The sequence below is a fragment of the Peptoniphilus faecalis genome (assembly GCF_012976305.1).
Classification (GTDB): Bacteria; Bacillota; Clostridia; order Tissierellales; family Peptoniphilaceae; genus Peptoniphilus_A; species Peptoniphilus_A faecalis.
On the sequence record NZ_JABDSR010000014.1, the window covers coordinates 13237 to 39442 of the forward strand.

General features: G+C 28.9%; 28 protein-coding genes. 27 read left to right on the top strand and 1 reads right to left on the bottom strand.

The features are described 5' to 3' along the window. The first annotated feature begins 5 nt into the window (after positions 1 to 5). From HKO22_RS09005 to HKO22_RS09105, 21 genes are all read left to right on the top strand, one after another. On the top strand, positions 6 to 1241 hold the full coding sequence (locus tag HKO22_RS09005; RefSeq protein ID WP_075658758.1) for a competence/damage-inducible protein A: 1236 nt from the start codon (positions 6 to 8) through the stop codon (positions 1239 to 1241). 2 nt (positions 1242 to 1243) lie between these two features. Next, positions 1244 to 2308, top strand: coding sequence for a recombinase RecA (recA, locus tag HKO22_RS09010; RefSeq protein WP_169970142.1), 1065 nt, complete (start codon positions 1244 to 1246; stop codon positions 2306 to 2308). Between the two features lie 11 nt (positions 2309 to 2319). Beyond that, positions 2320 to 3297: a metallophosphoesterase family protein gene (locus HKO22_RS09015; protein WP_169970144.1), complete on the top strand. Its 978-nt coding sequence runs from the start codon at positions 2320 to 2322 to the stop codon at positions 3295 to 3297. Beyond that, positions 3294 to 4745, top strand: a complete 1452-nt coding sequence (locus tag HKO22_RS09020) for an AAA family ATPase (RefSeq protein ID WP_169970146.1) — start codon at positions 3294 to 3296, stop codon at positions 4743 to 4745. The genes HKO22_RS09015 and HKO22_RS09020 overlap by 4 nt, the downstream gene beginning before the upstream one ends. Then, positions 4746 to 4979, top strand: coding sequence for a hypothetical protein (locus HKO22_RS09025; protein ID WP_075658766.1), 234 nt, complete (start codon positions 4746 to 4748; stop codon positions 4977 to 4979). Between the two features lie 4 nt (positions 4980 to 4983). Continuing rightward, positions 4984 to 5634, top strand: coding sequence for an OLD family protein (locus tag HKO22_RS09030; protein WP_169970148.1), 651 nt, complete (start codon positions 4984 to 4986; stop codon positions 5632 to 5634). A gap of 95 nt (positions 5635 to 5729) precedes the next feature. Next, complete coding sequence (locus HKO22_RS09035; RefSeq protein WP_075658770.1) at positions 5730 to 6041, top strand: YerC/YecD family TrpR-related protein; 312 nt, start codon at positions 5730 to 5732, stop codon at positions 6039 to 6041. Between the two features lie 323 nt (positions 6042 to 6364). Continuing rightward, complete coding sequence (gene acpP / locus HKO22_RS09040; protein ID WP_075658772.1) at positions 6365 to 6586, top strand: acyl carrier protein; 222 nt, start codon at positions 6365 to 6367, stop codon at positions 6584 to 6586. 1 nt (position 6587) lies between these two features. Continuing rightward, positions 6588 to 7058: an acetyl-CoA carboxylase biotin carboxyl carrier protein gene (gene accB, locus HKO22_RS09045; RefSeq protein WP_169970150.1), complete on the top strand. Its 471-nt coding sequence runs from the start codon at positions 6588 to 6590 to the stop codon at positions 7056 to 7058. After that, positions 7055 to 8443, top strand: a complete 1389-nt coding sequence (locus HKO22_RS09050; protein ID WP_169970152.1) for an acetyl-CoA carboxylase biotin carboxylase subunit — start codon at positions 7055 to 7057, stop codon at positions 8441 to 8443. The genes accB and HKO22_RS09050 overlap by 4 nt, the downstream gene beginning before the upstream one ends. Beyond that, positions 8424 to 9284 (top strand): acetyl-CoA carboxylase carboxyltransferase subunit beta, encoded by an 861-nt coding sequence (locus tag HKO22_RS09055; RefSeq protein WP_083635509.1) that lies wholly within the window; start codon positions 8424 to 8426, stop codon positions 9282 to 9284. The genes HKO22_RS09050 and HKO22_RS09055 overlap by 20 nt, the downstream gene beginning before the upstream one ends. Further along, a complete protein-coding gene (locus tag HKO22_RS09060) occupies positions 9271 to 10047 on the top strand; it encodes an acetyl-CoA carboxylase carboxyltransferase subunit alpha (protein WP_169970154.1) in 777 nt (258 codons plus the stop codon). Before HKO22_RS09055 ends, HKO22_RS09060 begins: the two co-directional genes overlap by 14 nt. Continuing rightward, entirely contained in the window at positions 10038 to 10931 is an 894-nt protein-coding gene (locus tag HKO22_RS09065; RefSeq protein ID WP_075658779.1) for a 3-oxoacyl-ACP synthase III family protein, read from the top strand. The genes HKO22_RS09060 and HKO22_RS09065 overlap by 10 nt, the downstream gene beginning before the upstream one ends. Before the next feature lies 1 nt (position 10932). Next, on the top strand, positions 10933 to 11862 hold the full coding sequence (locus HKO22_RS09070) for a nitronate monooxygenase (RefSeq protein WP_169970163.1): 930 nt from the start codon (positions 10933 to 10935) through the stop codon (positions 11860 to 11862). Beyond that, positions 11840 to 12862 (top strand): NAD(P)H-dependent flavin oxidoreductase, encoded by a 1023-nt coding sequence (locus HKO22_RS09075; protein WP_169970165.1) that lies wholly within the window; start codon positions 11840 to 11842, stop codon positions 12860 to 12862. The genes HKO22_RS09070 and HKO22_RS09075 overlap by 23 nt, the downstream gene beginning before the upstream one ends. Next, positions 12859 to 13749, top strand: coding sequence for an ACP S-malonyltransferase (locus tag HKO22_RS09080; RefSeq protein ID WP_169970167.1), 891 nt, complete (start codon positions 12859 to 12861; stop codon positions 13747 to 13749). The genes HKO22_RS09075 and HKO22_RS09080 overlap by 4 nt, the downstream gene beginning before the upstream one ends. Positions 13750 to 13752: 3 nt before the next feature. After that, on the top strand, positions 13753 to 14481 hold the full coding sequence (gene fabG / locus HKO22_RS09085; protein WP_169970169.1) for a 3-oxoacyl-[acyl-carrier-protein] reductase: 729 nt from the start codon (positions 13753 to 13755) through the stop codon (positions 14479 to 14481). Continuing rightward, positions 14478 to 15695, top strand: coding sequence for a beta-ketoacyl-ACP synthase II (gene fabF / locus HKO22_RS09090; RefSeq protein WP_169970171.1), 1218 nt, complete (start codon positions 14478 to 14480; stop codon positions 15693 to 15695). The genes fabG and fabF overlap by 4 nt, the downstream gene beginning before the upstream one ends. Position 15696: 1 nt before the next feature. Continuing rightward, positions 15697 to 16116 carry a 3-hydroxyacyl-ACP dehydratase FabZ gene (gene fabZ / locus HKO22_RS09095; RefSeq protein ID WP_169970172.1) on the top strand — a complete coding sequence of 140 codons (420 nt, stop codon included), beginning with the start codon at positions 15697 to 15699 and terminating at the stop codon, positions 16114 to 16116. Positions 16117 to 16124: 8 nt separating this feature from the next. Beyond that, complete coding sequence (locus HKO22_RS09100; protein WP_075658793.1) at positions 16125 to 16616, top strand: MarR family winged helix-turn-helix transcriptional regulator; 492 nt, start codon at positions 16125 to 16127, stop codon at positions 16614 to 16616. Positions 16617 to 16877: 261 nt separating this feature from the next. Beyond that, positions 16878 to 17492: a class I SAM-dependent methyltransferase gene (locus HKO22_RS09105; RefSeq protein WP_169970174.1), complete on the top strand. Its 615-nt coding sequence runs from the start codon at positions 16878 to 16880 to the stop codon at positions 17490 to 17492. A 366-nt stretch (positions 17493 to 17858) separates the two neighbouring features. Here HKO22_RS09105 and lexA read toward each other — a convergent pair whose 3' ends face one another. Beyond that, the gene (gene lexA / locus HKO22_RS09110; RefSeq protein WP_075658797.1) at positions 17859 to 18479 is read right to left on the bottom strand and encodes a transcriptional repressor LexA; all 621 of its coding nucleotides are present in this window, start codon (positions 18477 to 18479) and stop codon (positions 17859 to 17861) included. A 193-nt stretch (positions 18480 to 18672) separates the two neighbouring features. Here lexA and HKO22_RS09115 point away from each other — a divergent pair, with 193 nt between their 5' ends. From HKO22_RS09115 to HKO22_RS09140, 6 genes are all read left to right on the top strand, one after another. After that, entirely contained in the window at positions 18673 to 18969 is a 297-nt protein-coding gene (locus HKO22_RS09115; protein WP_075658799.1) for a LysM peptidoglycan-binding domain-containing protein, read from the top strand. Between the two features lie 126 nt (positions 18970 to 19095). After that, positions 19096 to 20628 carry a ribonuclease Y gene (gene rny / locus HKO22_RS09120; protein WP_075658801.1) on the top strand — a complete coding sequence of 511 codons (1533 nt, stop codon included), beginning with the start codon at positions 19096 to 19098 and terminating at the stop codon, positions 20626 to 20628. Between the two features lie 49 nt (positions 20629 to 20677). Beyond that, a complete protein-coding gene (locus HKO22_RS09125) occupies positions 20678 to 21640 on the top strand; it encodes a tyrosine recombinase XerC (RefSeq protein WP_169970176.1) in 963 nt (320 codons plus the stop codon). Between the two features lie 23 nt (positions 21641 to 21663). Next, positions 21664 to 22305 carry a copper amine oxidase N-terminal domain-containing protein gene (locus HKO22_RS09130; RefSeq protein WP_169970177.1) on the top strand — a complete coding sequence of 214 codons (642 nt, stop codon included), beginning with the start codon at positions 21664 to 21666 and terminating at the stop codon, positions 22303 to 22305. Positions 22306 to 22428: 123 nt separating this feature from the next. Beyond that, complete coding sequence (locus HKO22_RS09135; protein ID WP_169970179.1) at positions 22429 to 23604, top strand: M20 metallopeptidase family protein; 1176 nt, start codon at positions 22429 to 22431, stop codon at positions 23602 to 23604. A gap of 590 nt (positions 23605 to 24194) precedes the next feature. Further along, positions 24195 to 25916 (top strand): Rqc2 family fibronectin-binding protein, encoded by a 1722-nt coding sequence (locus HKO22_RS09140; protein ID WP_169970181.1) that lies wholly within the window; start codon positions 24195 to 24197, stop codon positions 25914 to 25916. Positions 25917 to 26206 lie beyond the last annotated feature (290 nt).

Below are 26206 nucleotides of genomic sequence, written 5' to 3' on the forward strand. Positions count from 1 at the left end.
GAATTATGAAAGCTAGCATTTTGACAATTGGCAAAGAAATTTTAATCGGTTCAATTACAAATACAAACTCAAAATATATTTCTGAAAAATTAACTGATATGGGAATTGAAGTAAATAGACAGGTTTCCATTGATGATGACTTAGATGAGATAGTCAAGGAATTAAATTATTCTACCAATAATTCGGATTTAATTATTATAAGTGGTGGACTTGGACCTACTAATGACGATATAACAAGAGATGCCGTAGCAAAGTTTTTAAATAGGAATATCTATATTGATGAGTCAGAAAAAGAAAAAATGGAAAATAGATTTACACGACTTGGCAGAACCATGACTCCAAACAATTTAAAACAAATTATGCTAATAGAAGGTTCAGAAAAAATTGAAAATAAATGGGGAGTAGCTCTAGGCGAATCCATTAAATTTGACAACAAAAGAATTATTCTTCTACCAGGACCGCCAAGTGAAATGGAGCCAATGATAGATTATTATTTTGCTAATAAATCCTTTACTAATGAAAATATAATGGTAAAATCACTTGATATTATTGGGCTTGGCGAATCTTTAATAGAAGATAAAATTAGAAAAATGTCCTTTGACGATAAAAGTGTAAGCGTAAATACTTTTGCACACGGAACTTATACTGAAGTCAAAATTATTGGCAAAAATACAAAAAAAGATGAATTGCAATTTTCTGTAGAAAAAGTTTTAAAATCACTTTATGCTGAATTTGAAACGCATATTTATTCTGAAAACAACGATGATGTTGCAAAAGAAATTGTAAGAATATTAAACAAAAATAATCTAAAAATTTCCTTTGCTGAATCTATAACTGGCGGAATGGTAAGTGCTGCAATTACGGATATTAGTGGTGCATCTAGTGTTATGGAAACTTCTTTTGTCACATATTCCAATAATTCAAAAAATAAAAATTTAGGTGTATCTAAAAATATTTTAGATAAATTTGGAGCTATTAGCGAAAACACTGCCTATGAAATGGCAAGAAAAATAAAAGAAAAAACTAATGCAAATATTGGCGTATCAACTACTGGTGAAGCTGGACCTAATTCTTCTGAAACTGAAGTAGGCAATGTATTTACTTGCATTTATTTTTCTGATAAAAAATATTATACAAAACACTATTTCTTTTCAGGTGATAGAAATAAAATAAGGAGAAGCACTGTCAATAGAGTATTATCTCAAATACTTTATGTACTTAGAAAAAATTTTAAGGAGTAATTATGAAAGATAGCAATTCAAACAAGGAAAAACAAGAAGCCCTTCACAATGTATTATCAAAAATTGAAAAACAATATGGAGAAGGATCAATAATGATTTTAGGAGAAGATGTTAAGCTTAATATTGATTCAATACCTACGGGATCTCTAGCTCTAGATATTGCTCTTGGGATTGGTGGAATACCTAAGGGGAGGATTATTGAAATATACGGGCCTGAATCCTCTGGTAAAACTACATTAGCACTTCATATGTTGGCAGAAGCTCAAAAAAAAGGGGGAACAGGTGCTTTTGTGGATGCCGAACACGCTCTTGACCCTGGTTATGCAAAGAACCTTGGCTTAGACATAGAAAATTTGATTATTTCACAACCTGACACTGGAGAACAAGCTCTTGAAATTACAGAAGCTCTAGTTAGATCTAATGCTGTCGATTTAATTGTAATTGATTCTGTTGCAGCTCTTGTTCCAAAGGCTGAAATTGATGGAGAGATGGGTGCAGCTCAAATTGGTCTTCAAGCAAGATTAATGTCGCAAGCTCTTAGAAAACTCACTGGTGCAATAAACAAATCTAAATGTACAGTTGTATTTATCAATCAACTTAGAGAAAAGGTTGGAGTTATGTTTGGAAATCCTGAAACTACTACTGGCGGGAGAGCTCTTAAATTTTATTCTTCAGTAAGACTTGATATTAGAAGGTCAGAAATTATTAAAAAGGGTGACGAAATAATAGGAAATAGAGTTAAAGTTAAAGTTGTTAAAAACAAAATTGCTCCTCCATTTAGACAAGCTGAATTTGATATCATGTATGGCAAGGGAATTTCTAGTGTTGGAAATATTCTAGATGTAGCAGCAGAAGCTGATATTGTAAAAAAAGCAGGAGCTTGGTATTCCTATGGCGAAGAAAGGCTTGGTCAAGGCAGAGAAAATTCCAAGGAGTTTTTAGAAAAAAATCCTGAAATATTAAAGGAAATTGAACATAAAGTTAGAGTTTACTACAATCTAATGTCAGATGATGAACTCAATAATGAATCAGCTAATCCAGAAAACTTTCTAGAAGAGGATAAATAGGGCGTGATTTTTTGAAAATACTCTATCTAACAGACACTCATATTAGAGGGACAAATCCTCAAAATAGGTTAGATGATTATAAAGAGACTTTAAAAGAAAAATTAAGGGAAATTGCAGATATTATAAAAGAAGAAAAAATTGACTATGTCTTGCATGGTGGCGATCTATTTGATAGACCTGACGTTTCTGTGAGCATAGTCTCAGAATTTGCACAAATTTTTCAAAACTATGGTATACCAATATATATTATTAGTGGAAATCACGATATTTTTGGTCATAATCCAGATACTTTAGATCGAACTATGCTTGGACTTCTTTGTAATTTAGGTGTTATGCATTTAGTAAATTATAAAAAAATAATTTTAGAAAAAGACATAAAGGTACAACTAACTGGATCGCCCTATGTATATTCTATGGATGAAGTTTCCAATAGGCATAATTACATTTTAAACGAAGTTGATGAAACTTGTAGATTTTCAATTCACATGACTCATGGTTTTTTAATTGACAAACCCTTTATGAAAGAAGTTCCTCATACTATAATTGACGACATTAAGGAAACTAAGGCAGATATAACTCTTGGAGGTCATTATCACTTTGGTTTTAAAACCGTTAAAATAGACAATAAATATTTTGTAAATCCCGGAGCATTAATTAGAATATCAAATTCTAATGCAGAAATTAAAAGAAGACCAAAAGTCAATATTATTACTTTAAATGACAAGATAAAAATAGAAGATCGCTTTTTAAAATGTGCAAAACCAGGAGATGAAGTCTTAGACAGATCGGAAATGGAAAGGCATCAATTTAAAGGTATTAAACTTGCTGAATTTAAAGAAAGTATTGATTCAACCTCTAACTATAAGAGCTTAGATATTTTTGATTTACTTTTAAAAATTTCTAAAAGTGAAAATATTTCTGAAGAAGTAAAAAAAGAAGCTTTGAAGAGGTTCGAAGAAGCACAGATTAATGGAGTTAGTTATTCATGATTTATATAAAAAAAATTGAACTTCATAATTTTCAATCTCACGATTACACAGAAATGGAATTTGATCGGGGGTTGAATGTAATCTTAGGTAATTCCGATGTAGGAAAAACAGCAATTTTAAGAGCTATAAAATGGGCTCTCTACAACGAACCAAAGGGAGATTATTTTATTAGGCAAGGTGAGAAAGATGTCTCAGTAAAAATTACTTTCTCCAATGGTGTAATAGTTGAAAGATCAAAAACTCCATCAAAAAATTCTTATTTTTTCGTTGACTCTTCAGGAAATGAAATGAGGTTTGAGGGCTTTGGCGTTGATGTCCCAAAGGAAATTACAGATGCAACAAATATGTATAAAGTTCCCTTAGATAATTCAAATAACAAAACTATTTTAAATATTGCCCAACAATTAGATGGACCCTTTTTATTAAATGAGCAGGGATCTCTTCGTGCATCTGCAATTGGTAGATTAATAGGCGTAAATTATGTTGATGATGCATTAAGGACTGTGGTAAGGGATAACAAGCGAGTTAATCAAGAAATTGCTGAATTAATAAAAAATAGAGATGAACTAAAAGAAGAACTAGAAAAGTTTAATTATATTAAAGATTATAAGGAAAAGTTCAAAAAGATCACCGAGATTAGAAATAAAATTAAAAATCTGCAAGAAAGGTTGAATCTTAGTATTAAATTAAAAGAAACTCTTGATAAAAACAAAATTGAACTTGATGAAATCACAAACTTAGTTAAAAAGTTTAAGAGTCTGAATGATTTAGAAAAAATAGCTTCAAAACTAGAAAATTTTATTTTTAAGAAAAATAGTTTTGAAAATTATCTAAAAAAAATTCATAGGACAGATATTGAGATAAACTCTATTAATAACAATCTAACTGAACTTCAATCTCTAGACGAATTAAATCTCATAATTTCTAAAATCGACGATAATAAAAAAAATTTAGAAGTTTACGAAAATTTATACATTAAGTATTTTACAAATATCAAGAATATAGCTGATGTAAATAATGATTTGAAAAATTATGAAAATAATGTCGATGTTCAAAAAATTATAGAAAAGTTGGAAAAAAATTTGATTTTTTATTCAAAAGTTTATACCTATGAGGACAGTTTAAATAAAATTAATTTAAAGCTTGATTTAGGTAATGAATACATAAAAAACTTTGAAAACAATGATAAGATTAATTTTATTGAGACAAATATAGAAGATAAATTAAATGATTTAAAAAATATTATTGAAATAAATAATATTTTTAAAGAACTTTCTGCACAAATTGTTGATGAAGAAAACAACCTTAAAAAGGTTTATACAAGTATTAAAGAATGTTCTGACTCTTACGAAAATATAATTTTAGAAATGGGAGTGTGCCCTTTCTGTTATAGCCAAATTGATGAAAATTCAATTGAGCATATTAAATACCACTTGAGGAATGATTAAATGAATTACGAAAACAATTTAAAAATTTTAAAAGATAAATTAGATAGATTAAAAAATATGAAATATAAATCTGAAGCTAGATTAGAACAATTAAATTCACAAAAAAAAGATATTCTTGCTGAAATTGAAAAACTAGGTATAAAACCTGAAGACCTTGAAAGTGAAATCTCTAATTTAAAAAATGAAATTGACAAACTTTTTGACGAAGCCAATAATTTAATGCCTAGGTTGTGATTTTTTGGACTTAAAAGAACTTGATTTAAAACTATTTGAACTAAATAATAAAATTTTAAGCGATGAGGGTAAAATTGAAATTTTATCTAATCAATTAGATAAAACTGAAAAAACTTTATATGATAGAGAAAAATATAGCGATGTTCTTACGAAAGTTTCTCTTTTATTTCAAAAAACTTCTGAATTTGCAAGAGAACAATCTAAAAGACAAATTGAGGATATTGTTACAAAATGCTTGCAATTTATTTTTGAAACAGATATTGAATTTTTAATTGAACTATCCGAGTCTCGATCTGTACCTGTTGCAGAATTTTTTGTACAAAGTAATTATCCTGAAGGATACAGTATAAAAACTAAACCTGAAATTTCTAGAGGCGGAGGAGTGGTTGATATTATTTCACTTGCCCTTAGAATTGCATTTTTGCAGCTAAATCAACCAAAGCTATCTGGTCCACTTATCCTTGATGAACCTGGAAAACATGTAAGCAACGATTATATATTTAATTTAGGTGAATTTCTAAAAAAATCATCAAATTTATTTAATAGACAGATAATTATGGTTACTCACAATCCTCATCTTTCTCAAATTTGTGATAAAGCTTTTCAAGTAACTAATAAAAAAGGAATTAGCGAAGTAAGTGTATATGATCAGTGATTTTTATCTTGACTTTAGCAAGTAAAATTGTTAGTATATTAGTGAAAATATGAATTGTTTATATATTGCATTATTATTTAAGTCAGGAGGATATAATGATTTACGACTCAAAAATAAAAAGTAAAGAAATAGATGGATTATTCGAAGCTATTTTACTTTTAGAAAACTTAGAAGAATGTTATAGATTCTTTGAAGACATTTGCACTGTTAAAGAACTACAAGCAATTGCACAAAGATTACAAGTTGTAAAACTACTTGTTAAAAATAAAACCTATCACGAAATTGAAAGTGAAACAGGAGCTTCAACGGCAACTATTTCAAGAATTAATAGATCTTTAAATTATGGAGCTGATGGCTATAAATTAATTTTAACAAGATTAAATATTATAGATGAAGAAAAAGAATAAGAATAGTCTTGTTCTTATATTATTGATAAATAGGTATATTTGTTAATATAGCTTTATGTCAAATTTGTGAGAGGCTAGATAATATCTAGTCCCTTTACTTTAAAAACCAATAAATATAGATAAAATTTTTTATAAAGATATATGTAATCGATAATAAGTCGATTACATATATCTTTTTTTTAATTCTCTATTAATTTAGATAGTGATTAGAATTTAAGATGATATATAAAAAAAATTATGTAAAAAAACTTAAATAATTGACAAAAGACAATTAATACTATAGAATAATTAAGTAAAAATTTTTAACTAATTGGAGGAAGAAAATGAATTTAGAAAATTTAAAAGATATTATTGCTAGTAACTTTGGAATTAATAAAGATGAAGTTAAGATGGAGTCTAATCTACGAGATGATCTTGGACTAGATTCTCTTGATGCAGTTGAATTGACAATGGCCATAGAAGAAGAAACAGGAAAGGAAATTCCTGATGATGTATTTGAAAAAATAATAACTATAGAAGATTTAATAAAATATTTGGATAAATAAAATGGAAAAATATTTAGAGGTTACGGAAAAACTCATTAAGTCTTTGGAAGATTCTTCACTTAATGTTCTTGAGTTTAAATTAGATAATTTTTCTTTAAAAATTAGTAAGAGTCCTTTTTATGAAAATAACTTACAAGTAATGGATCTACAAAATAAGAGAAATGACGAATCTAACAATTTAATAACTGATAAAAAAATTGAAGATAAAGATGAATTAAAAGAAGAAACAAATATAAAGGTTTTAAGGGCTCCAATTCTTGGAGTTTTTTACTCCTCTAAAGCTCCAGATGAAGAGCCCTTTGTAAAAGTTGGGGATGAGGTAAAAAAAGGAACTACATTATGTATTATTGAGGCGATGAAGATGATGAATGAAATAAAAGCTCCATATGATTGTAAGATTGTTGATTGCCTTGTATCCAATGAAGACTTTGTTGAATATGATGCTGAAATCTTTAAGTTGGAGCAATTATGATAAAAAAAGTTTTGATTGCAAATCGTGGCGAGTGTGCACTTTCTATTTTAAGAAGTGCTAGGGAATTAGGGATTGAAACCTTAGTTATTTATTCAAAAGCTGATGCAAATCAATCTTATATTTATTTAGCTGATGAGGCAATATGTATAGGAGATAAGTTTTCAAAGGATACTTATCTAAATATGGATGCAATTATAACATGTGCAAAGGAAAAAAGTTGTGATGCAATTCATCCGGGATATGGATTTCTATCAGAATCTTATGAATTTGCTAAAAAAGTCGTGGATGAAGGGATTATTTTTATAGGTCCTAATCCAGAAGTGATAAAGTTAATGGGCGATAAAATTCAAGCTAAAAAACTTATGGAAAAGATTGGAGTACCTGTTGCAAAGGCTGTTGCACTAGATAATCAAAGTGATGAAGAAATATTAAAAATTTGCACAGACATTGGCTATCCCATACTCTTAAAAGCCAGAAGTGGTGGTGGAGGAAAGGGAATGAGGAGAGTTGATTCTGCAGATGAAATTTTTCATTCTATTAATTTAGCTAAGGTTGAAGCAAAAGCATCTTTTGGTGATGAAAAAATATTTATTGAAAAATTAATTGAACAACCAAGACATATTGAAGTGCAAATTTTATCAGATGGAGATAAAGCTATACATTTATTTGAAAGAGAATGTAGCTTACAGAGAAATAATCAAAAACTTTTAGAAGAAGCTCCTTGTAATTTTATATCCATGAAATTAAAAGAAAAGCTTTATAAGGCAAGTCTTGATTGTGTGAATGCTACAAAATATACAGGTGCAGGGACAATTGAATTTTTAGTTGATAATGATGAAAATTTTTACTTTTGCGAGATGAACACAAGGCTTCAAGTGGAACATGCAGTAACAGAAATGATTACTGGAATTGACATAATTAAGGAACAATTTAAGATTGCATCAGGTATCGGTCTTTCAATAAATCAAGAAGATGTAAAATGCTCTGGTCATTCAATTGAAGTTAGAATAAATTCAGTTGATCCATTAAATAATTTTATGCCATCAAGTGGGAAAATAAATTTTTTATTTACTCCTGGTGGTATGGATATCAGATTTGATTCAGCTATCTATAAAGGCTTTGATGTTCCTATTTACTATGATTCTATGATTGGAAAAATAATCGTAAAAGACAATAAAAGGCTAAATTCAATAAAAAAACTAAGACGAGCCATTGAAGAAACAATGATTGAAGGAATAAAGACAAATCTAGGATTTATGTATGCACTTTTGTTTGATGTAGATTTTCTAAAAGGCAGACTTCATACAAATTATATTAAAGATAAGGAAGAAGTCATAATAAATAAAATGAAAGAGGTAGCTAAAAATGTCCATGAGAGATCTTAAAAATAGAAAAACTTTGCTAGGAGCGATAAAAAATCTTAGCAAAATTGCAAAAGATTTTTCAACAAAAAAAAACAATGAAAAAATCTTGGTTTGTAAAAAATGTGGAAGAGCAAGTCGATTAGAAGATTTAAAAAAAAACCTATTTATTTGCCCACAATGTTCTTCATATTTTCCCTTAACTGGAATAGATAGATTTGATATGCTCATGGACAAGGGATATAGATTAATTAATTATAATTCAAAAAAAATAAATCCTATAAATTTTCCAAATTATAGAAATAAGGAAGAAGATAAAAGTTCTGAAGCAGTAAAAATAGCAAGGGGTAAAATTTTAGGAAGTCCAGTTTTAGTGGCTTCGCTAATTGATACTTATATGTTGGGAAGTCTAGGAACTTATGTTGGAGAAGAAATCACAAATATGATAGAGGAAGCAGAAAGGAAAAAACTTCCTATTGTAATTATTTCATTAAGTGGAGGAGCTAGAATGCAGGAGGGAATTTTTTCTCTAATGCAAATGGCAAAGATTAGTTCTGCTATTTATTCCTTTGGAGAAAAGGGAGGACTTTACATAAGTCTTTTAACTAATCCTACTATGGGAGGAGTTAGTGCTAGCTTTGCTGCTCAAGGTGATTACAATATAGGAGAGCCGGGTGCTTTAATAGGATTTGCTGGTCAAAGAGTAATAAAAGAAACCCTCCGCGAAAAAATTCCAGAAAATTTTCAAAAGGCAGAAAATCTTGAAAATTTTGGATTTCTTGACATGATAGTAGAGAGAAAAAATCAAAGAGAAATGATTGGAAAAATTTTGAGGATGCATAGGAGGAAATATGGACGCTTATGAGATAGTTATAAATGCAAGATCTAAAGACAGAAGTGTATCCAAGGAAGTTATAGAAGACTTATTCGACGATTTTTATTATGTAAAAGGTGATAGGGCTTTTGGAGATTCTCAATCAATAATCGGCGGAGTAGGAGAACTTGAAAACTATACAATGACTTTTATAGGCATACAAAAAGGCCACAGCATGGAAGAAGCCATAAAAACAAATTTTGGAATGCCTGAACCTCATGCATATAGAAAAGCTATAAGATTAATGAAATCAGCTGAAAAATTTAAAAGACCTGTTATCACTTTTATAGATACCCCTGGTGCATACCCTGGCGTTAAAGCAGAGGAAATGGGCCAACATCAACTTATTGCTGATTGTCTTATTACTATGGCTGGATTAAAAGTTCCTAGCCTTGCATTTATAATAGGCGAGGGAGGATCTGGAGGAGCTTTGGCTCTTGTTCTTGCAAATAAAATTTATATGGGAGAAGGAGCTGTTTTTTCAATTTTATCACCTGAAGGTTTCTCCTCAATTTTATATAAAAGTAAATCTAGGGCAAGGGAGTCCGCTGAATTAATGCGACTAACTTCACATGATTTACTTGAAGATGGAATTATTAATGGTATTGTAAAGGAAAATAAAAATAAAATCTCAATTTTAGATTTAAAGAAGATTATTCTTGAAGATTTGAAATATTATTCAAAATTTTCTTCAAAGGAAATTATTAGAGATAGACATAATAAGTTTAGAAAGATAGGTGTTAAGTGGGTTTAAAAATCTTAGAAGCTCATAAATTTGATATAGAAAAATTTATAGAAAATAAACATTTTGAACAAAATCTAGACACAAGCTCAGAATGGATTGAAAAAAGAACAGGAATAATTACTAGACAATTTTCAGATTATGGAACTGATGTAATGGCATTAAATTTGGCTAAGAAATTTAAAAATAATATGGAAAATCTAGACTTAATAATTTGTGCATCTTTTTCTTCTAAAAAAAGGATGCCATCAGTTTCTAATTTAGTAAGAGAAGAACTTAAAAATAATCCCCACTGCCTTTGCCTAGACATAAATCTTGCATGTAGTGGATTTGTGGCAGCTTTACTTATTGCAGAGTCCTATCTCTTAGAAGGAAAGAGAGCTTATATTTTTGCAAGTGAAAAAATATCTGACTTCATGGATATGGAAGATAGAAAGACAGCTATACTTTTTGGAGATGGTGCTGGCGGAGTTTTAGTAGAGAAAAATAATAAGTTATGGAAAACAGATGTAGCATCTTTTTCAAATGAAAATTCCTTGAATTTAGATGAAAACTCTAAAATCACTATGGATGGAAAAAAAGTTTATAGATTTGCAATTGAAGAAGTTTTAAATTCTATAAAAAGACTTTTAAATAAGAATAAATTTACAGGGAAAGATATTGATAAAATGATTTTGCATCAGGCTAACAAAAGAATAATTGACCATGTAGTGGAAAAAATTGGAATGGATAGAAAAAATTGTCTATTAAATTTACAAAAATATGGAAACACATCTGCTGCATCAATTCCTCTAGTTATTGCAGAAAATTTTGCTCTTATAAAAGGTGGCGAAAAAATAATTTTATCTGGTTTCGGTGCAGGCCTTTCTGTTGTAAGTGTTTTAATGGAGTGGTGAGATGGATTTAAAAAAATTACTTGATATAAAATACCCGATTTTACAAGGGGGAATGGCACATATTGCAAAGGGAGAGTTTGCTGGAGCGGTCTCAAGTGCTGGCGGTTTAGGTATTATTGGGTCTGGTGGAATGGATACTTATGAACTAAGAGAAAATATAAGGGCATTGAGGAATATAACAGATAATCCCTTTGGGGTAAATTTGATGATGCTTAGGCCTGATATTGATGAACTAATCAAAGTTCTTTTAGAAGAAGATGTAAAGATCATAACTGTTGGAGCGGGAACATATGAAAAATTTGCTGACAAATTTATAAGCAAAAATATTAAAGTTTTACCAGTAGTATCATCGCCAATTCAAATAAAAAGATATGAAGCACTTGAACCTCTTGCTTTTATAACAGAAGGTTTAGAGGCTGGAGGACATATAGGGCAAATGACGACTATTACTCTCATTCCTCAAGCCATAGCACAAACTAAAAAACCGATTATAGCAGCTGGAGGCATAGCTTCTGGTAGAGAAATTTTTGCAGCAGAAGTTTTAGGAGCAAGTGGAGTACAAATAGGAACAGGATTTTTATTCACTAAAGAATGTCCAATTCATGAAAAATATAAGAAGCTATTATTAAAATCAAATTCATCAAAGGTAACTGTAATTGGAAATATAAATGGAATACCAATGCGAGTCTTAAAAAATAAAATGACAAGAGAATATCAAAAACTTGAGAGGAATAATTCTACTTTAGAACTTGAAAACTTCACTCTTGGCAGACTTAAAAAAGCTGTAATTGAAGGAGATGTAGAAAATGGATCTGTAATGACTGGCTTATCTGTTGGATCCTTTAATTCAATAATACCTGTCAAGGAATACATTGAAAAATTAATGAGTGAATATAAAGAGATAAAAAATGAGTATAAGAATAAAAGATAAATATATAGAAATACCAATTATTCAGGGAGCCATGGCGATTGGTATGTCAAGTAAAGACTTGGTAGGAGCAGTAGCAAATAGAGGAGCAATAGGCACTTTATCAATGGTAAATCCAGGTTATGCACAAAAGGATTTTTTGAAAAATCCCTTTGAGGCAAATAAAAGAGCCTATATAGAAGATTTAAAGTTTGCAAGAGAAAAGTCAAAAGGAAGAGGACTCATACTGACAAATTTAATGCATGTTGTAGAGAGATTTGATGAATATTTAGAGTTTTTAAATAGTACAGATGTTGATGGTGTAGTTGTAGGAGCAGGACTTCCCCTTGAATTGCCAAAATATATTTCAGAAGAAAAAATAATTGGTCCTATTGTATCATCTGCAAGAGCTCTAAAGATTATCATGAAAAAATGGGAGAAGTACAAAAGGAAACCAGATTTAATAATTTTAGAAGGACCGAAAGCTGGTGGGCATCTTGGATTTAAAAGAGAGGATTTAGAAATAGACATTCTTGACGAGTTGCAAAAAATTATTAAATTAGTAAAAGATATTCCGATTTTCGTTGGAGGTGGCTTTGGCACTCCACAAGCTATGAGAGAAGCTTTAAAAATGGGAGCAACTGGAGTTCAAATAGGAACGGGTTTTTTATTTACAAAAGAATCGGGACTGCCAAAATCTGCAAAAGAAAAAATTTTAAATGCAAAAAATAAGGGAAACCTTAAAAATGTGATATTGGAGAGTCCTGTTGGTTTACTTGCAAGAGGCATGGAAAATAATCTTGTTAAACAAATGAAATCAGAAAAAATTCCACCTAATCATTGCCTTTCATGTATAAAAACTTGTAAAAGAAAAGATACAAATTATTGTATAAGTGAGGCTCTTATAAATGCCGTAAAAGGCGATATAAATAAAGGATTATTTTTTGCAGGAACTGATATCGAAAACATTGAAAGAGTTAGGTCTGTAGATGATTATATAGACTGGTTATTGGAGGAGAAATGAATAAAATAGGAGTAGTTTTTGGAGGTCAAGGCTCTCAATATGAAAATATGGGCAGAGTCTTTTTAAATCATCCAAAAACAAAAAATATATATGAAGAGATTTCTGAATATGAAAAAATTATTTTAAATGGAAGTCTGGAAGAATTATCTAGGACTAAAAATCTTCAACCAATAATGCTTGCTTTTCAAATTGCTGCACTAGAATTCTTGAAAAAGGATGAGAATATAGTTGCAACTTGTGGATTAAGTCTTGGAGAATACGCAAGTCTTGTGTTGGCAGGATCATTGTCATATAAAGATGCACTTTTTCTTGTTAAAAGAAGAGGAAGTCTTATGCAAAACGAAAGCCAAAAACACAATACTAAAATGCTTGCAATTTTGAATAAAAACGAAAATGAAGTAGAAAATCTTATTGCAAATTTTTCTTACCCTGATAAAATCTATATTTCAAATATAAATAGCCCAAAGCAGGTTGTAGTAGCTGGAGATAGGGAAAATATAGATTTATTTAAAGAGTACTTAAATAAAGAAAAAATACGCTCTATTGAAATGAAAGTAAGTGGAGCCTTTCATACATGCTATATGGAAAATGCTGGAGAAAAATATTTTGAAGAGTTAAAAGAAATAGAATTTGAAAAACCTAGGATAAATTATTATTTAAATTTAACAGGGGAAATATATAGTGGAGAAGACTTAAGAATGGTTTTATCAAAACATATATACAATCCCGTAAGACTTTTTGATGATATAAAAAACATGATAGATGATGGAGTGGATAAGATTATAGAGATCGGTCCAGGAGATGTAATTTCTAAAATAATTAGAAAAAATTTTAAAGAAGTTCAAGTAATTTCTCTTAAAAACGAAGAAGAAATAATTAAGAGGTGAGCAATGGAAAATAAAAAATATGCACTTATAACAGGTGCTAGTGGAGGTATTGGAAGTGCAATTGCAAGAAAGCTTGCAAGGGATTATAATTTAATCCTTCATACAAGAAGTAAGATAGACAAGATAGAAAAACTAAAAAATGAATTAGACACAGAAGTTATTTGTATAAGTGCAGACCTATCCAAGTTTGAGGATTGTGAGAAAGTTTTCAATATATGCAGAGAACAAAATCTTGAAGTAGAAGTTCTTGTAAACAATGCTGGCATGACTTTAGATAATTTAATTTTTAGGATGAAGGAAGAAGAATTTATAAAAGTAATCGAAACAAATTTATATTCTGTTTTTTATCTTTCAAAATTATTTGCAAGACCTATGATGAAAAGAAAAAGTGGAAGAATAATAAATATTTCATCTATAAGTGGAATTAGAGGTAATGCTGGACAAACGAATTATAGTGCATCAAAAGCTGGAATCATTGGTTTTACTAAGGCACTGGCTAAAGAACTTGCAGCAAAAAATATTTTAGTAAATGCAGTTGCACCAGGTTTTATAGATACAGAAATGACAAATAATTTAGATGATGCAGTTAAAGAAGAAATTTTAAAAGATATTCCATTAAAAAGATATGGAAAAGCAGAAGATGTAGCTGATCTAGTTCATTTTTTATCAAAAGAAGAATCATCATACATAACTGGTCAAGTTATTTCAGTTGATGGAGGAATGAATATATGAGAGTTGTAGTTACAGGTTTTGGTGCCTTAACACCGATTGGATCAACAAAAGAAGAACTTATAAGTGCCATGCGTAATTGCAAATGTGCTATTGATGAAATCACACATTATCCAATAGAAGATAGAGTAGTTACCCTTGCAGCTGAACTTAAAGATTATGCTGCAGATAAAGAGTTTTCTAGGAAAGAAATAAATAGACTAGATAGAGTAAACCAATTTGCAATGATAGCTGCAAAAAATGCGATGAAAGATTCAAAACTTTCAAAAGAAGAAATAGAAAACAAGCGAGTTGGAGTTTATATAACTTCAGGGATTGGTGGACTTAGAACAATTGAAGAAGATCATTTAAGAGGAATGAATAGGAGTTTCGACAAGTTAAGTCCTTATTTCATACCAAAGGCAATAATAAATTCCGTAGGAGCAAATGTTGCGATAGATTTAGGCGCACATGGTTCTTGTTTATCTATTGTTACTGCTTGTGCATCATCTACAAACGCAATTGGAGAAGCTTATAGAGCAATAAAAGGTGGTTATGAAGAAATCATTTTTGCTGGAGGAAGCGAAGCATCGATTACTGAACTTGGAATTGGTGGATTTACATCAATGAAAGCCCTTAGCACTTCTAAAGATAAAAACAGGGCATCAATTCCCTTTGACAAGGATAGAAACGGATTCGTAATGGGAGAAGGAGCTGGAGTTTTAGTTTTAGAAAGTTTGGAATCAGCTTTAGAAAGAGGAGCAAATATAATTGCAGAACTTGTCGGCTATGGTGTTAATTGTGATGCCTACCATATAACATCACCATCACCTGATGGAAAATTTGCAACAAAAGCAATTTCAGATGCTATAAAAGATGCCGGAATAAGTGCAGATGAAATAGATTATATAAATGCCCACGGAACTTCAACATTTTTAAATGATAAGATTGAAACTCTTGCAATAAAAAATGTATTTGGAGATAGAAAAATAAAAGTATCATCATCAAAATCTCAAATTGGACACTTACTAGGAGGATCTGGTGTTGTTGAATCAATACTTTCAATTTTGGCAATGAATGAAAATTTTTTACCTCCATTGATAAATTTTAAAAATAAAGATCCAGAATGTGAACTTAATTTTGCTCTAGAAGCAGAAGAATACGATATAAATTACTTCCTCAAAAATTCACTTGGTTTTGGAGGACATAATGCAGCCTTAATTTTTAAGAGGTATTAATATGGAAATAAGTTTTAATCAATTAAAAGAAATCTTACCACATTCCTATCCCTTTATAATGGTTGACAAGATCATTGAAATGGACAATAATAAATATGCAAAGGGAATTAAATCAGTATCTGGCGGAGAATATTATTTTCAAGGACATTTCCAGCAAGAAGCTATAATGCCTGGGGTTCTTCAAATAGAAGCAGTTGCTCAAGTTGGAGCAGTAGCACTTTTAAAAGAAAATCCTAAAAGACTTGCTTTGCTTGGAGGAATAAAAAATGCACGCTTTTATAAGCCAGTAAGACCAGGAGATTATTTAGTAATAACTTGTGAAATGATAAAAATAGTAAAAAATCTCGGTATAGGAAAGGGAAATATCACAAGAGACGGAGAAATGGTGATGAGTTGTGAAATATCCTTTGCATTAAGATAGGAGGAAAAATGTACAATAATTTGGAAAAAATATTTGATGAAGTGTATGAAAAGTTTAAGCTGAATTTATACAAGAATATGTTTGCAAACCTACAAGATAGAGAAGCAACTTTGACAGCAACTGAAACATTTACCATAGAAGTTATACATGCATTAAATAGACCGAGGGTAAGTGATGTTACTGAATTTCTTGAATGCTCTCATCCAAATATTGCTTATAAAATATCTTCTCTAATAAAAAAGGGATATCTTAAAAAAGTTCAATCCGAAGAAGACAGAAGAGAATATTATCTAGAATGTACAGAAAGATTTTATGAATACTACAACATGAAAAACTCTTATATAGAATTAGTTTTAGATAGACTTAGAAAAAGAGTTGATAAAAAAGATATAGAAACTATGGAAAAGATTCTTGAAATTATGAGTGAAGAACTTATGCCAGAAGTGACTAAATTTATAAATTCTAGAAATGATGACAAGATTCCAATTGGTAAAGAATAGTAAAATTAGATTTGTAATTTTAACGAAAAACTAAGCATTTAAGCAAGCGAAAAATATTTAATGCAAAAGAGTTGTATAAAGGACTTTTAATGTTTTAAGCAGAAAACAAAAACAGCTTTCTTATATTGAAATTAGAAAAATCCAAGTTTTGATGCTGAGAGGGGAATATTAAAAAATCAAACTTTATAAATTTAATCCTATTATATAAAGAATTGATATAATATAGATGATAAAAAATATCAATTGGAGGATTGCATTTATATGTTTAAAAGTTTTTTTGAAAATGTTGTTAAACCAAAAGAAAGTTTTTCTGGTAGATTTATGCTAAAAAATATGAATAAAGGTCATGAAAAATTAGCAAAATGGGGAAGAAGTTTTTTGCAAATTTATAAAGAAGATATCATCTTGGATTTAGGTTGTGGTGGTGGACGCAATATAGAGTATTTTTTGACAAAAGCTTGTAAAGTTTATGGAATTGATTATTCAAAGGCAAGTGTAGAAATGGCGAGTTTTTTAAATAAAGATGCAATAAAAGCTGGAAGATGCAAAATCATTGAAGGAAATGTACAAAAAATCCCTTTTAAAGATAAATCTGTAGATATTGTTACAGCTTTTGAAACCATATATTTTTGGAATAATATAGAGGATTGTTTCAAAGAAGTCTATCGTGTATTAAAGGATGATGGACAATTTTTAATTTGCAACGAAGGTGCATTTAGAGAACAAAAAAATATAAAAAAATGGGCTGATATGCTAAATTTTGAAGTATATTCTCCTACTGATTTAACAAAAATGTTATCAAAAATTGGATTTATTTGTGAATATCATTTGGATGATAAAAAACAATTAGCCTTTATAGCTAAAAAATATAAATAATCTTAACATTTATTAGCATCTATTTTTATACTTAAATCTAAGAGGTGACAGTAGAAGACTTTTAAAAAAATATTCACCCTAAAGTGTATAGGCTAATCAATAAACAATGTTAAAGATGAGGAGAAAATATCTTCTTCATCTTTTTTATTTTACAGAAGGACTTTGAGAAAAGGTGTCGATGAATTTACTGCTCTATGTTTTTTGTGTAAGAGTTTTATCCGAAAAACCAGCCAGCTTTCCTTGCAACTCTATCGAAAGACTGTACCTAATATTATATATTTTTGTTTTTTTACGAATACAGTGTATCAAAAAAGACGGGGAAAATAAAAATCCTCGTCTTTTTTGATACACTTTTAATAGCATATTTTAGTTGATCTTTCTATATAGACCAATGATTTTTCCCAATATATCGACTTTATCGAAGTAAAAAGGTTCCATTGTGTCATTTTCAGGTTGAAGTCTATATCTATTCTTTTCTTTGTAAAAAGTTTTAATAGTTGCCTCGTCATCGATTAAAGCTAAAACTTTTTCACCATTTCTAGCAGAATTTGTCTTCTCAATGATCACATAATCACCATCAAAAATTCCTGCATTAATCATGCTTTCTCCTTTGACTTTTAAAATAAAAAGTTCTTTATTTGAAACAAAGTCAACTGGAAGAGGCATAGTGTCTTCAATATTTTGAACAGCTAAAATAGGAGCACCTGCTGTTACACGCCCAACAATTGGAACGTCAACAGTTTTCTTTTTAAGCATAAGGATGTCATCATCCTGTGGAATAATTTCTATAGCTCTAGTTTTTGATGCGTCTTTTTTAATATAATTTGTTGATTCTAATTTTTCAAGAGCATAGTATACAGTAGAAGTTGATTTAATGTTACAACCAGAACAGATTTCACGAACAGTAGGTGGATAGGATTTTGATTCAATAAATCTTTTAATAAAAAATAAAATTTCAAGATCTCTTTGGTTTAGATCTTCGTACATAATTTACCTCCTTGTATTTTTATATTAATAATACCACATTTAAACAAATATTTCAAACTGTAGTTTAAAATATTTATATTTTACTTGACATTATAAAACTTTTGTTGTAACATTTGTTTAGAACCTATATTTGACACTGCTGTTTGATACTGAAGTTTAAACTTATTGCGAACAAAACATTTGAGGTGATTTTATGAAAAGAATTATTATTAACAAACCAAAGGTTTTTTTATTTTTATTATTAATATTTATTTTTAATTCAGGTCTAATTATAAAAAATTTTGAAGATAAAAATTTTAAAACGAAAGAGGAAATTGTTATACAAGTTTACACTGTAAAAAAGGGTGATACTTTATGGACAATTTCTGATAATTATGAATGTAAAAACAAAATGAAATTCATTATGGAGATTGAAAAGCTTAATAATATCTCATCTTATGATATTAAACCAGGTTACAAATTAGCCATTCCAATCTATAAAAATAAATAGATGACATTCATACACATACTTTCTGTTTGACTTATGCTTTTAAAAGATATACAATAATTTTAAGGCTTATGCCTTGAAAATGATTTTAAATTTGAAACATGAAAACTAAATAGGAGGTGTGTATGAATGGGTTTTAATGCTTTAACTATTATTATCGGTATTATTGGTATAGCCTTTGGTTATGCCATTAGAAAATATATTTCTGAAGGAAAACTTAAAAATGCTGAAGAATTAGCTAATAAAATGATTTATGATGCTGAAAATCAAGCACAGACACAAAAAAAAGTTTTGCTTGTTGAAGCTAAGGAAGAAATTCAAAAATTGAGATCTGAGCAAGAAAAGGAAACTAAGACTAGAAGAGCTGAAATAAAAGAAATGGAAGAACGTGTTTTATCTAAGGAAAAGCTTTTAGATAAAAAATCCACTCAAGTTGAGCGTAAGGATGAAAAGCTTAACAGGAAACTAGAGGGTCTTAGAGAAAAAGAAGAACAAGTTGATGAAATTATTAAGCAAAGAGAAGCAGAACTTCAAAGGGTTGCTGGTCTTACTAAAGATGAAGGCAAGGAAATTTTACTCAATGAATTAAAAAAAGAAATTACTAATGAGTCAGCACTTATTATCAAAGAAAATGAGAATAGAATAAAAGAAGAATCCGGAAAATATGCTAGAAATGTAATAGCACAAGCTATTCAAAGATGTGCTGCTGATCAAGTTGCTGAATCTACTGTGGCTGTTGTAAACCTTCCAAATGATGAAATGAAGGGAAGAATTATAGGTCGTGAAGGTAGAAATATTAGAGCTATTGAATCAATAACTGGAGTAGATTTAATTATTGACGATACTCCAGAAGCTGTTGTATTGTCTTGCTTTGATCCTATAAGAAGAGAGATAGCAAGAGTAGCTTTAGAAAAACTTGTAAATGATGGCAGAATTCATCCAACTAAAATCGAAGAAACTGTCGAAAAAGCCAAAAATGAAGTTGAAACAATTATAAAAGAATCAGGCGAACAAGCGGCTTATGATGCTGGAGTTCACGGGCTTCATCCAGAAATTATTAAATATTTAGGTAGGCTTAAATATAGAACTAGTTATGGACAAAATAACCTTAAACATTCAGTTGAAGTTGCTGAAATTGCTGGAATTTTAGCTGGCGAAATTGGTGCTGATGTTAAACTAGCTAAAAGAGGTGGACTTCTACACGATATAGGTAAATCCGTAGATAGAAATCTAGATGCTCCACATGTTGATATTGGAGTTGAAATTGCAAGAAAATATCACGAATCCGAATATGTTATTAATGCAATTCAGTCTCATCATGGTGATGTTGAGCCAAACTGTGTTGAATCAGTATTAGTTCAAGCTGCCGATGCTATTTCTGCAGCAAGACCTGGTGCAAGACGTGAAACAGTTGAATCTTATATTCAAAGGCTTGAAAAACTAGAAGAAATTGCAAATGAATTTGAAGGTATTGAAAAGTCTTATGCTGTTCAAGCTGGTCGTGAAATTCGAATAATAGTAAAACCTGAAAAAATCTCAGAAGCAGAAATTACTATTACTGCTAGAGATATAGTAAAGAGAATAGAGTCTGAACTAGATTTTCCTGGACAAATTAAAGTTAATGTTATTAGAGAAACTAGGGCAGTTGAATACGCTAAATAATTAGGAACCTGACTTATGTCAGGTTTTTATTTTTATAGGGGGTGAGAGATTGATAAACTCTAACTTAATTGATGATTTCTTAGATTATATGAAATCTACAAAGGGATCTTCAGAAAACACTGTTAAAGAGTATTATTATGACTTAAGAGTCTTTGTAAGATTTATTAAAAAAAGGAAGAATTTAGTTGATGATTCTATAAACTTTAACGATATAGCTATTGAAGACATTACTCCAGAGGTCTTGGAAAGTGTTACTAAACAAGATATATATGCATATAATGCTTTTTTAGAAAGAGAAAGGAAAATTTCCAATAGGTCTAAATTTAGAAAAATTTCATCTATTAGAAGTTTTTATAATTATCTTTCTAAAAAGATCGAAATTATTAAAAAAAATCCACTAATTGATATTGATATGCCTAAATTTGAAAAAACTCTTCCAGTATATTTATCCTTAGATCAAAGTTTAAATCTTTTAAAAACTATTGAAAAATCTAATATAAAGCCAATTTATAAAAAAAGAGACTACGCAATAGTCACATTGTTTTTAAATTGTGGCATGAGACTTTCTGAGCTTGCTGGGATTAATATTTCTCACTTGAAAGATGATAACACATTAAAAGTAATAGGAAAGGGAAACAAAGAGAGGACAATTTATCTCAATGAGGCTTGTGTTTATGCCATTAATGAATATTTAAAGATTCGACCACAAATAAAAGATGATGCACTATTTTTATCAATGAGACAACAAAGAATGAGCAATAGATCAATTCAGCACATGATCGAAAAGCATATGAAAAATTCTGGTTTAGACACAAATAAATACTCAGTTCACAAGCTTAGACATACTGCAGCTACATTATTATATGAATATGGAAATGCCGATATAAAGTCTCTACAAGAGATATTAGGACACGAATCTGTAAGCACTACAGAAATTTACACACATGTAAATAAAAAAGCACTAAAAAAAATGGTTGATTCTAATCCACTTTCAAAAGTTAAGGAAAAATAAATTTATAATAATAAGGAGAAAATATGAAAAAATTAAAAAAATTTGCATTTGCAGGAATTATGATTATGGCACTAAGTACATCTGTTTTCGCAGTTGGAAAATTACCAAAGGAAGCTTTAGATAAAAATATTAACATTTACATTAATAATAATATTCAAACAATTCCAGAAGACATGGGGAAGGCATATCTCGATAAAAATACCAATAGAGTTATGGTGCCAATTAGATATATTTCTGAAAACATGGGTGCACAAATTAATTATTATCAAAAAAAAGAAACAAAAACTAGTGGCATTTTAATTGGTGCCGTAGATGTATTAGTTGAAATTGACATCAATTCAACAAAGGCAAAAGTTAATAAAGATGGGATAGATAATACAGTTGATTTAGATTCTCCAGCAATATTATACGATGGAAGGACTTATGTTCCAATTAGATTTATATCAGAAACACTAGGGCTTAGTGTAGATTGGAAAGATGATTCTGTTTATATTTCTGGTAAATTTAAAACTAAAGGAAAAAGATATAATTACGAAGAAGATAATAAAGAATCTAAAGTAAATGAAGGCAACACAAATGCTACAAATAGAGATGAATCTTCAAAAGAATTGAAAACACCAATTGATACAGTACAAGATAAAAAATCATCATATTCTATTTTTTAAAAATAATAAATTGTAAATAATATTGCAATACTTAAATTAAAATAAGTTAGTGCAATATTAAAATTGAGTTCTATATTCATCACAAGAAGTTACAAAGGCATATTCTAATAATAAGGAGTATTTATGAAATTTATAAATGATAAATTAGAAAATTTAATTATAAAGTGGAGAAGATATATTCATGAGAATCCTGAATTATCTAATCAAGAAGCAAATACTGCAAGATATATTAAAGAAGAACTTAATTCTTGTACTAATATTAATTTTAAAGAATTAACTAAAAATAGTGTTATTGGTTATTTAAAAGGGAAAAATGATGGACCTACAATAGCACTTAGAGCAGATATAGATGCACTTCCAATAGAAGAAGATACAGGACTGCCATTTTCTTCAAAAAATAAAGGAATTATGCACGCTTGTGGACATGATGCACACGCTGCGATGTTAATGGGTGCTGCTACTATCCTTAACGAAATGAAAGATTCAATAAATGGGAACATTAAATTTATTTTTCAACCAGCAGAAGAAGAGCAACCAGGTGGAGCAATACCATTAATTGAAAAAGGTGTATTAGAAAATGTCGATATGATATTTGGACAACATATAATGGTAATTGGAGATTTAGAACCAGGAACAATTGCTATTAATAAAGGAGCATTTATGGCATCTGGAGATATTGTTGAAATAACTATAAAAGGTAAGGGAGGACATTCTTCCGCTCCAGAACAATCTATAAATCCAATTATTATAGGTCAGAAAGTTATTAGCTCAATTAATGAAATCAATAATTATATACTCAGTCCTCATGACGTATCATCAATTGCTATATGTAAATTTACATCAGGAAATGCTCCTAATATTATTCCTGAATATGCAACCTTATCTGGATCCATTAGAACTTTTGATAATAAAAATAGAGATCTTATAGAAAATAAAATAAGAGATATCCTCGATGGTGTGTGTAAAATATATGGTGCAAAATATGAGTTAAACTATATTAGAGGATATGATCCTGTTATAAATGATGATTTAGCATCAGATATTGTTATAAATACAGCTATAGAACTTTTTGGCGAGGAAAAAATATTATTTACAAAACCTCTAATGGCAAGTGAAGATTTTTCCAGTTATTTAAATGTTAAACCAGGTGCTTTTTTTATTTTAGGCGCAGGAACAATAAAAGACGGATATAGCTTATTAAATCATAGTCCTAGTTTTAGAATTGATGAAAGAGCTTTAAAATTTGGCACTGAAATGTTGGTTAATATCGCTCTAAATGCTTTAAAAGAACTTAAATAAAAATTAAATCTTATTAAATGATTCAATAATATAACTTGATTAAATATAAGTTTTGAATTTATTACATGGTTGGGGGGAAAATAGGTATGTTCAAAATAATTATAGAAAAGTCAATCTAAAGAACGCAAAAATAGTCGCAAAATAATAATTTTGTGACTATTTTTTATGATTTTACATCTTTTTCAATTAATACTATTAAAATTTACATTTTTAACAAATTTCTTAATTAAGTTTTATTAATTATAAATTAGCCTCAAAATAAATACTGCTGTTAAGTTATCTTATCTAATTATGTCAAGTCCATATTTTTAAGTAAAATTCATAGTACAATGTTTTAGTTTCTTTGTTTGCTTAATTTCTTAATATTTTTTAATGAGTTAAATTATTATTCTTTTTTTATACCTATAAACTCTAATAATATACAAATTGATTATGTCTACTTTTCTTCTAATTATTAAAATTTTATTTAAAATATTTCTTCATAAATTTTATCAATAATCTTAGCACACATTCGTTTTAAACAAACATTCTAGACATCCTCCTTCCATATTACTTTATAAAATATGTTATAATAAATTTTAGGTGATAAAATGTCTTTAGACGGTACAGTAGTTAAAAATTTAGTTTATGAAATAAATAATCGAATTATAGATGGCAGGATAGATAAAATTTACCAAAATAACAATGATCTTTTAATTAATATTAGGGCTAAGGGTAAAAAAGAAAGGCTTTTTATATCTATTTCTGGAAGTCCCAGAGTATATTTTAGTGAAGAAATTTTTGATAGTCCACAAAATCCGCCAGCCTTTTGTATGCTTCTTAGAAAACATTTAGAAAACAATCAAATTCTTGAAGTTTCACAATATAAAATGGATAGAATCATAAAGATACTTGTTAAGTCTCGTGACGAGTTTGGTGAATTTTCTAAAAAAGCACTTATAATTGAACTTATGGGAAAGCATTCAAATGTTATATTAATTGATGATGAGCTTAAAAAAATTATTGATTCTTTAAAGAGAATTAATTTTAATTTATCTAGTGTTCGCGAAGTCCTACCAGGGCTTACTTATAATCCAGAGGATGTTTCAAAGGGATTTAATCCTTGCGAAGTAAATTCTATAAGTGAATTAATAAATAATTCAAATAAAAATTTAAATTTAAAAACTTTTTTCTTGAAGACTTTCACTGGTATTAGTCCACAAATGTGTAGTGAAATTGAATATAGGTCTAGTGTTGATTTTAGAAGAATTGTATCTTCATTATCTGAAAGTGAAATTAAAAATTTAGAAGAAGTATTTTTAGAAATCTTTAAAGAAGTAAAAGAATATAAATTTTCGCCAATAAAGATTTATAGGGATGGAATATTTAAGGATTTTTATTCCATAGATTTAAAGGAACTTAGTGAAAATGAAAAATCTAAAGTAGAAAGCATCTCTTCTCTCCTTGAAGAATTTTATAATTCTAAATTTTTAAGAGATACTCTAGATTTAAAGAATAAGGAACTAAAAAAGTCTATAAAGAAAAATATAGAGAAATTGAAAAAAAAGATTTCTAATCAATCAAATGAATTAAATATCGCATTAGATAGAGATAAATTCAAAGTTTATGCCGATTTAATATCTTCAAATTTTTATAAAATAGAAAAAGGTGCAATATCGCTAAAAGTTGAAAATTTTTATAACGAAATGAAAGAAATTGAAATTCCATTGGATCCAAAGCTAGATGGACCATCAAATGCATCAAAATATTATAAAAAATACTCTAAATTAAAAAATGCAGCTAAGTTTCTTGCAGAACAAATTGAAATTGGAAAATCTGAAATTAGTTATTTAGAATCAATTTTACTAAATATTGATTTTGCAGAAACGCCAGATGAAATAGAGGAACTTTATGAAGAATTAGAAAAAGAAGGATATATAAAAAAGAAGAAAAATAATAAAAAGAAAAAAGATAATAAAGAAAATTATATTTATATAAAAACAGAAGATGGTTTTGAAATTTTTATAGGAAAAAATAATAAGCAAAATGATTATTTAACTCATAAAAAAGCAAAAAAAAATGATCTATGGTTTCACGTAAAGGATGCTCCAGGTTCTCATGTAATATTAAAAAATGACAACAGAAATTTTACTAATAATTCCTTAATTACTGCCGCTAAATTAGCTGCAAAGTATAGTTCACTTTCAAAATCAAAAAATATTTCTGTTGATTACACTTTTAAGATCAATGTAAAGAGACATCCTGCAAAAAAACCAGGCCTTGTAACTTATACAAACTATAAAACTATAAATGTAAACATAGAAAAAGAATAAAATTAATAAAACTTTGCTCTTATTTTCAAAGTAAGGGACAATAGATGTTGCAAAAATCCTAAAATTAAAAAAAGGTTAGAAAATTAAAATTCCTCCTGATAAAATAATATCAGGAGGAATTTTAATACCTAGAATGGGAACTAAATTGTGAATATGGAAAATTAGGTTCTATAATAAATAGTGTTGGTGAGAAATCATCAGCACTATTTTTGTATGGAAATGTATAAAAAATAGACATAGAAATCACATTCCTATAAAATATAGTTGCAACCAAATACCAAGGAGTGATT

What these genes read in the sequence shown, in the direction of transcription:
- HKO22_RS09080 (WP_169970167.1), top strand. Translation starts at nt 12,859, where the DNA reads ATGAATAAAATAGGAGTAGTTTTTGGAGGTCAAGGCTCTCAATATGAA.
- rny (WP_075658801.1), top strand. Translation starts at nt 19,096, where the DNA reads ATGGGTTTTAATGCTTTAACTATTATTATCGGTATTATTGGTATAGCC.
- lexA (WP_075658797.1), bottom strand. Translation starts at nt 18,479, where the DNA reads ATGTACGAAGATCTAAACCAAAGAGATCTTGAAATTTTATTTTTTATT.
- acpP (WP_075658772.1), top strand. Translation starts at nt 6,365, where the DNA reads ATGAATTTAGAAAATTTAAAAGATATTATTGCTAGTAACTTTGGAATT.
- fabZ (WP_169970172.1), top strand. Translation starts at nt 15,697, where the DNA reads ATGGAAATAAGTTTTAATCAATTAAAAGAAATCTTACCACATTCCTAT.
- HKO22_RS09075 (WP_169970165.1), top strand. Translation starts at nt 11,840, where the DNA reads ATGAGTATAAGAATAAAAGATAAATATATAGAAATACCAATTATTCAG.
- HKO22_RS09025 (WP_075658766.1), top strand. Translation starts at nt 4,746, where the DNA reads ATGAATTACGAAAACAATTTAAAAATTTTAAAAGATAAATTAGATAGA.
- HKO22_RS09060 (WP_169970154.1), top strand. Translation starts at nt 9,271, where the DNA reads ATGGACGCTTATGAGATAGTTATAAATGCAAGATCTAAAGACAGAAGT.
- HKO22_RS09005 (WP_075658758.1), top strand. Translation starts at nt 6, where the DNA reads ATGAAAGCTAGCATTTTGACAATTGGCAAAGAAATTTTAATCGGTTCA.
- HKO22_RS09020 (WP_169970146.1), top strand. Translation starts at nt 3,294, where the DNA reads ATGATTTATATAAAAAAAATTGAACTTCATAATTTTCAATCTCACGAT.
- HKO22_RS09135 (WP_169970179.1), top strand. Translation starts at nt 22,429, where the DNA reads ATGAAATTTATAAATGATAAATTAGAAAATTTAATTATAAAGTGGAGA.
- HKO22_RS09100 (WP_075658793.1), top strand. Translation starts at nt 16,125, where the DNA reads ATGTACAATAATTTGGAAAAAATATTTGATGAAGTGTATGAAAAGTTT.
- HKO22_RS09130 (WP_169970177.1), top strand. Translation starts at nt 21,664, where the DNA reads ATGAAAAAATTAAAAAAATTTGCATTTGCAGGAATTATGATTATGGCA.
- HKO22_RS09055 (WP_083635509.1), top strand. Translation starts at nt 8,424, where the DNA reads ATGTCCATGAGAGATCTTAAAAATAGAAAAACTTTGCTAGGAGCGATA.
- HKO22_RS09035 (WP_075658770.1), top strand. Translation starts at nt 5,730, where the DNA reads ATGATTTACGACTCAAAAATAAAAAGTAAAGAAATAGATGGATTATTC.
- HKO22_RS09140 (WP_169970181.1), top strand. Translation starts at nt 24,195, where the DNA reads ATGTCTTTAGACGGTACAGTAGTTAAAAATTTAGTTTATGAAATAAAT.
- fabG (WP_169970169.1), top strand. Translation starts at nt 13,753, where the DNA reads ATGGAAAATAAAAAATATGCACTTATAACAGGTGCTAGTGGAGGTATT.
- accB (WP_169970150.1), top strand. Translation starts at nt 6,588, where the DNA reads ATGGAAAAATATTTAGAGGTTACGGAAAAACTCATTAAGTCTTTGGAA.
- fabF (WP_169970171.1), top strand. Translation starts at nt 14,478, where the DNA reads ATGAGAGTTGTAGTTACAGGTTTTGGTGCCTTAACACCGATTGGATCA.
- HKO22_RS09115 (WP_075658799.1), top strand. Translation starts at nt 18,673, where the DNA reads ATGAAAAGAATTATTATTAACAAACCAAAGGTTTTTTTATTTTTATTA.
- HKO22_RS09105 (WP_169970174.1), top strand. Translation starts at nt 16,878, where the DNA reads ATGTTTAAAAGTTTTTTTGAAAATGTTGTTAAACCAAAAGAAAGTTTT.
- HKO22_RS09050 (WP_169970152.1), top strand. Translation starts at nt 7,055, where the DNA reads ATGATAAAAAAAGTTTTGATTGCAAATCGTGGCGAGTGTGCACTTTCT.
- recA (WP_169970142.1), top strand. Translation starts at nt 1,244, where the DNA reads ATGAAAGATAGCAATTCAAACAAGGAAAAACAAGAAGCCCTTCACAAT.
- HKO22_RS09070 (WP_169970163.1), top strand. Translation starts at nt 10,933, where the DNA reads ATGGATTTAAAAAAATTACTTGATATAAAATACCCGATTTTACAAGGG.